General features: G+C 65.2%; 7 protein-coding genes. 4 read left to right on the forward strand and 3 right to left on the reverse strand.

Annotated elements, in window-relative coordinates:
- A partial coding sequence (locus EOA75_RS27340) for a sulfatase-like hydrolase/transferase (protein ID WP_245466755.1) occupies positions 1 to 1,189 on the reverse strand: 1,189 nt, incomplete at its 3' end.
- A gap of 229 nt (positions 1,190 to 1,418) precedes the next feature.
- Between EOA75_RS27340 and EOA75_RS27345 the strand changes: the two genes are divergently transcribed.
- The 4 genes from EOA75_RS27345 to EOA75_RS27360 all read left to right on the forward strand — a co-directional run bounded on the left by EOA75_RS27345 (position 1,419) and on the right by EOA75_RS27360 (position 4,615).
- Positions 1,419 to 2,351 (forward strand): VOC family protein, encoded by a 933-nt coding sequence (locus EOA75_RS27345; RefSeq protein WP_127325620.1) that lies wholly within the window; start codon positions 1,419 to 1,421, stop codon positions 2,349 to 2,351.
- 4 nt (positions 2,352 to 2,355) lie between these two features.
- Positions 2,356 to 2,994: an alpha/beta hydrolase gene (locus tag EOA75_RS27350; RefSeq protein WP_067319263.1), complete on the forward strand. Its 639-nt coding sequence runs from the start codon at positions 2,356 to 2,358 to the stop codon at positions 2,992 to 2,994.
- Entirely contained in the window at positions 2,987 to 3,283 is a 297-nt protein-coding gene (locus EOA75_RS27355; protein ID WP_127325621.1) for a GNAT family N-acetyltransferase, read from the forward strand. The genes EOA75_RS27350 and EOA75_RS27355 overlap by 8 nt, the downstream gene beginning before the upstream one ends.
- 273 nt (positions 3,284 to 3,556) lie before the next feature.
- Positions 3,557 to 4,615, forward strand: a complete 1,059-nt coding sequence (locus EOA75_RS27360) for a dipeptidase (protein ID WP_127325622.1) — start codon at positions 3,557 to 3,559, stop codon at positions 4,613 to 4,615.
- A 96-nt stretch (positions 4,616 to 4,711) separates the two neighbouring features.
- Here the strand turns inward: EOA75_RS27360 and EOA75_RS27365 are convergent, their stop codons facing one another.
- Together EOA75_RS27365 and EOA75_RS27370 are read right to left on the reverse strand one after the other, a co-directional pair.
- The gene (locus tag EOA75_RS27365; protein WP_127325623.1) at positions 4,712 to 4,969 is read right to left on the reverse strand and encodes a hypothetical protein; all 258 of its coding nucleotides are present in this window, start codon (positions 4,967 to 4,969) and stop codon (positions 4,712 to 4,714) included.
- Position 4,970: 1 nt separating this feature from the next.
- Positions 4,971 to 5,893 (reverse strand): aminomethyltransferase family protein (locus EOA75_RS27370; protein ID WP_164747588.1); only part of this gene is annotated, 923 nt, incomplete at its 5' end.

The following is a 5,893-nucleotide window of genomic DNA, read 5'->3' on the forward strand; positions in this document are numbered from 1 at the left end:
CGAGCCAGGAAGCCAGCGACCGGCCGTCGAGGTGCGGTTCGGGTGCTGCGCCGATCAGGTCGAGCAAGGTCGGGAAGACGTCCACCGCCTCGGTGAAACGATCGATGGAAGCGCCGGCCGCTTCTGTCCGGCGCGGATCGCGCACGATCAGCGGAATGTGGTAGCTGGCGTCGAAGAAGCCGCCTTTGCCAAGCATGAAGTGGTCGCCCATCATCTCGGCATGGTCGGAGGTGAGCACAACCACAGTGTCATCCCAACTGCCGGCCGCCTTCAGCGCTTCCCAGATGCGGCCGAGCTGCGCGTCGAGCTCGGAGATCATGCCGTAGTAAAGCACACGGATCCGGCGGAAATTCTCCTCGCTCCAATCCCGCACCTTGCCCTCGGCGCCGGGAACGAACTTCGTCCGCTTCTGCAGGCCAAGATCGTATGCGAGGTAGGGGTGGCTTTGCGCCTCGGCCTGCCAGTTCGCCGCGCGCCGGAAAGCGGGGCCGTCGGCCGGGTCGTACATGGTGTTGTAGGGCTGCGGCACGATGAAAGGCGGGTGCGGGCTGATGAAGGAGATGTGCCCGAACCACGGCGCCGCCTGCTCCTGTTCGCCAAGCCAGCGGATGAATTCGCCGGCCAGGAAAGCCGCCGGCGTCTGGTCCTTCGAATAGACCGGCGGCGCGTTGCTTACATCATCGCCGACCTTGCCCTGCTTGCCAGCCGGACGATGGATGCCCGGTATCCCGGTGCTCGTGTCGATGCCTTGCGTCCGCAGCCAGGACAGCCACTGCTTCTGATGTTCGGGCAGCAACTGCCGGACGCTGAAGCCGGGCAGCACGCCTTCATAACTCCTCAGCCGCGGATCGCCGGCCGCAAGCCGGCGCGGATCCGGCGCAACATCGGTATAACCGAACAGCGTGGGGTCATAACCCACCGCGCGTGCGGAAAGCGCGATGTTACCGTGGCGGGCGTCGAGCGGCGAGCCGTTGCGGCAGACCCGGTTGTTCATCTGATAGAGGCCGGTGTAGAGGCAGGCGCGCGCCGGCGAGCAGGGCGCCGCTCCACCGTAGTGGCGCTGGAACAGCACGCCCTCGGCCGCGAGCGCATCCACATGCGGCGTTTTCACCACCGGATGTCCCGCCGCCGACAGACAATCGCCGCGCCACTGGTCGCAGGTGATGAGAAGAACATTCGGGCGGCTCACTCGGTTGTCCAAACTCTTCTCCTCAAGACGGTGCGCCCGCTCATGGAGCCGAAATTTCCCGATCGGCGCAAGGAGGCAGTTTCATCAATTGGTGAACATAGGTCTTATGGCCGTTCACTTTTGTGATACAGTCCATTCTGAGTTTGGTCGCTTTGCCGGGCCCGGCGCTATCCTCATATTGCGTGGACAGCGGCAAGGGCCGCAGCAAGGATAGGGAAGGAGCAAGACCATGCTCAATCAGATCAAGGGCCTGCATCACGTTACCTCGATGGCAAGCGATGCGCGCCGCAACAACGAATTCTTTACCAAGAAGCTCGGCCTGCGCCGGGTGAAGAAGACCGTCAATTTCGACGCACCGGACATCTATCACCTCTACTATGCCGACGAGTTCGGCACGCCGGGCTCGGTGATGACCTATTTCCCGTTCCCCGACATCGGCAAGGGCCGGCATGGGGTGGGTGAGGTCGGCACCACCGTCTTCTCGGTGCCGGAAGGCACGCTCGGCTATTGGGAAAAGCGCTTCGCCGACGAGGGCGTCAGCGGTGTTGGCCGCAGCGAAAGCTTCGGCGAGAAGCGGCTTGCCTTCACCGGCCCCGACGGCGACAGTTTTGCGCTGGTCGAAGACAAGGCCGACGGCAGAGCGCCCTGGGTGAAGGGCGGCGTCCCCGCCGATGAGGCGATTCGCGGCTTCCACTCGGTCGCGCTGAGACTGAAGGACGGCGGCGCCACCGAGGAGCTGCTGAAGTTCATGGGCTATGAAGAGGTCGACAAGTCCGGCAACATCCGCCGGATGGCGATCAAGAACGGCAACGGCGCCGACGTCGTCGACATCGAATCGCTGCCGGGCGCAGGCTTTGCCAATCTCGGCGCCGGCTCGGTGCACCATGTCGCCTTCGCGGTCGAGGATCGCGCTAGGCAGCTCGAAGTGCGCAAGGCGCTTGTCGACACGGGCTACGGCGTGACGCCGGTCATTGATCGGGACTATTTCTGGGCGATCTATTTCCGCACGCCGGGCGGCGTGCTGTTCGAGGTGTCGACCAACGAGCCGGGCTTCAACCGCGACGAGGACACCGCGCATCTCGGCGAGGCGCTGAAGCTGCCGACGCAGCATCAGCATCTGAGACCCTATCTCGAACAGCATCTGCAGAAGCTGGAAGACTGACGCCATGAGCAAGAACGCCTACATCCACAAAGTGCTGCCCGGTTCGCCGGGCAGCGCGCTGCTGTTCGTCTTCCACGGCACCGGAGCCGACGAGAACCAGCTTCTGTCCTTCGGTCGCGAGCTCGCGCCTTCGGCGACGATAGTCTCGCCGCGCGGCGATGTGTCGGAGCAAGGTGCCGCCCGTTTCTTCCGCCGCACCGGCGAAGGCGTCTACGACATGGACGACCTCGCGCGGGCGACGGCCAAGATGGCCGGCTTCGTCAAGGCGCATGTCGAGGCGGCAAAGCCCTCGGCGGTGTTCGGCCTCGGCTATTCCAACGGCGCCAACATCCTGGCCTCGGCGGTGTTCGCCGAGCCAGGACTGTTCGATGCCGCGGCGCTGATGCATCCGCTGATCCCGTTCGAGCCGCAGGTGCAGGGCAGCCTTGCCGGGCGCCGCATCCTGATCACGGCCGGCAGGCGCGACCCGATCTGCCCGCCGAACCTGACAACGCGGCTGGAGGCCTATTTGCGCGCCGACGGGGCCGATGTCACAGTGGAATGGCACGACGGCGGGCACGAGGTGCGGCCGAATGAAATCGAAGCGGCGCGGCGGCTCTTTGCCCTCTCGCTCGTCGGCGCAGGAGGCAAGAAAAATGGCTGACCAGCTGCCTGAGATCGAACTGGAAGATCGCGGCTCCAAGGGTCGCTACCTGCTGCGCGGACCAGGCGGCGCCGAGGCCGAAATGACCTTCACCAAGGTCGGCGAGCACCAGCTCATCATCGATCACACCGAGGTGCCGGATGTCTTTCGCGGCCAGGGCGCCGGGGTTCGCCTGGTAGCCCGCGCCGTCGAGGACGCGCGCGCGGCGGGCAAGAAGATAATCCCGCTCTGCCCCTTCGCCAACGCCCAGTTCCGCCGCCATCCGGAATGGGCCGACGTGCTGAAATAGTAGCACTTGTCTTCCCCTTCTCCCCCGGGGAGAAGGGGGCCGCGAAGCGGCCGGCTGAGGGGAGTTCCAGGGAAAACCGACGTCTCACTCCGCTGCAGCGCCCTAAACCGTCTCGGCGCTGCGCGCCGATCCACCGGGGCGAGCGACGCAGCCGCCCAGCCATAAATGCGAACACGCGTCTGGCATTTGCGCAGTTCGGCCATCTTGCCTAATTAGACAGATCACCTGGGATTCTCCCGCCCCGATCCGCCACCTCAAAAAGCGAATGGCCTGATGACCGAATCCGACCTCATTCCCGTTTTCGACGGCCACAACGACACGCTGCTCAGGCTCTACCAGTCGAACGAAGCGGATGTCGAAAAGTTGTTCATCGAGGGCACGCCGGGCGGTCACATCGACATGCCGCGCGCCAAAAAGGGCGGTTTTGCCGGCGGCATGTTCGCGATCTTTCCGCCGCCGATCGAAAAGACCAAGCGCAGCGCCGTGCCGCCGGCGCCAAGCGACAACGAGCCACTGCCGCCGGAACTGCCGCACGCCGAGGCGGTTACTTCGACCATCGGCATGGCCTCGATCCTGTTCAGGCTCGAGCGCGCCGGCGCGCTCACCGTCTGCCGCAGCGCCGGCGATGTGCGCGAGGCGATGGCGAATGGCTCGATCGCCGCGGTGTTCCATATCGAAGGCGTCGAGGCGATCGATCCCGAGCTTGCCATGCTCGACGTGCTCCATGCCGCCGGGCTCCGCTCGCTGGGGATCGTCTGGAGCCGGCCGAACGCCTTCGGCAACGGCGTCCCGTTCCGCTTTCCCTCGTCGCCCGATACCGGGCCAGGCCTGACCGACGCCGGCAAGGCGCTGGTCAAGGCATGCAACCAGCTCAGGATCATGATCGACCTCTCGCATCTCAACGAGAAGGGTTTTCGCGATGTCGCCGCGCTCAGCGATGCGCCGCTGGTCGCGACCCACTCCAACGTGCATGCGATCTGCGGCCATTCGCGCAACCTCACCGACTGGCAGCTCGGCGCGATCCGCGAAACGGGCGGCATGGTGGGCCTGAACTTCGCCACCGGCTTCCTACGCGAGGACGGCCGCATGAATGCCGACACCAGCCTCGACATCATGCTGCGCCACATCGAGTCGCTGTTGCAGGCGCTGGGCGAGGACGGTGTGGGTCTCGGATCCGATTTCGACGGTGCCATGATCCCGGCGGTGATCGGCGACGTGGCAGGCCTGCCGAAGCTCCTCGACGCGCTCGCCGCTCGCGGCTTCGGGCGCGCGCTGATCGAGAAGATCGCTTTTCGGAACTGGCTGCGTGTCCTTGAAAGGACGATCGGATAAAGTGACAATCTTGGACGTTCGGAATTGGGCCAGAACGCTCCCCCAACGTCGTCATCTTAGGGCGAAGCAGGAGCGCAGCTCCGTCGCGCTGCGGGCTTACGCACCCAAGCGCTTTAGCCATTCCTTGCCGACACCGCGGTCGCGGATGATCGGCAAGGGGTCTTCATGGTCGAGCCGGGCGCAGATGCGGTAGACCTCCAGCGTCTCGGCATCCATATCGCCGCGCTTGAAGAAGAACATCGCCGCCGCATAGCGGGTGCGGCCGGACCACATCTCGCCGAGCGGCGTGTTGACCAGCTGCCACTGCTCGGCCGCTTCCGCCTCCGCGTCCAGCCTGTCCGCATCCCCTTCCACGTCAAAAATCCGCCGGCGGGTTGGCGGTGCGGCGATCGAGCTTGATGAACGGCCGCGGCACCACTTTCGCGCGCTTCATCAGCTTCTGGTACCGCAGCTCGCGCAAGGCGTAGATCTCGACCCAAAGGTCGTCGACGACCGTATCGCCGTAAGGCCGTTGCAAGGAGGCGATGGCGATGTTGCGCTTGGCCATGGGCGACCACATCGCTGCGCTGACCAGCCCGACCTCCTGGCTCTTCTTGTAGTAGACGATGGCGTGCTCGGCCGGGATGTTGCCTTCGATCTCCAGCCCGACCAGCACATGGCGCAGCTTCTTCTTCGCCCGCGCCTCTAAGATGGGGCGGCGGCCGTTGAAGTGGCCTTTGTCCGGATCGACCATGAAGCCGAGGCCGATCTCGTCCGGCATGCGCAGGCGGTCGGCACGGATGGCGTGCTCGGCAGTGGTGAAGTCGGCATTGGCGACGATCAGCCCGGCTTCTAGCCGGGCGCGATTGAGCGCCGTGTAGCCGATGGCGCGGATGCCGCGCAGCCCGCCCGCCGCCATCAGCCGGTCCCATAGGCTCAACGCCTTGTCCGCCGGCACAAACAGCTCGTAGCCGAGATCGCCGGTGAAGCCGGTGCGCGAGATGGTGATGGCAGCGCCGTCATGCGCGAAGTCGGCGAGGTCGAAAACCTTCAGCCGCTCGATGCCGGCAAAGCCGGCGTCGCGCAGGATGGCGAAAGAGGTTGGGCCTTGCAGCGCGAGCCCGGCGATCGCTTCGGTTTCTTCCTCGACGCTGACCTCGTAGCCGATGGCGCTGTCGAGCAGCCAGAGCAGATGCCGCTCCTGCGAGCACAGCCGAAAGCGCGTCGGCGACAGCCGGAACAACGTGCCGTCATCGAGGATGAAACCCTCGTCGTCGCACCAGGCGGTGTAGTGGACGC

It is taken from the genome of Mesorhizobium sp. M1A.F.Ca.IN.022.07.1.1 (genome assembly GCF_003997575.1).
GTDB lineage: Bacteria > Pseudomonadota > Alphaproteobacteria > Rhizobiales > Rhizobiaceae > Mesorhizobium.

Bases quoted from the DNA above. Each gene is read 5' to 3' on its own strand.
- EOA75_RS27345 (WP_127325620.1), top strand. From the start codon at position 1,419: ATGCTCAATCAGATCAAGGGCCTGCATCACGTTACCTCGATGGCAAGC.
- EOA75_RS27350 (WP_067319263.1), top strand. From the start codon at position 2,356: ATGAGCAAGAACGCCTACATCCACAAAGTGCTGCCCGGTTCGCCGGGC.
- EOA75_RS27355 (WP_127325621.1), top strand. From the start codon at position 2,987: ATGGCTGACCAGCTGCCTGAGATCGAACTGGAAGATCGCGGCTCCAAG.
- EOA75_RS27360 (WP_127325622.1), top strand. From the start codon at position 3,557: ATGACCGAATCCGACCTCATTCCCGTTTTCGACGGCCACAACGACACG.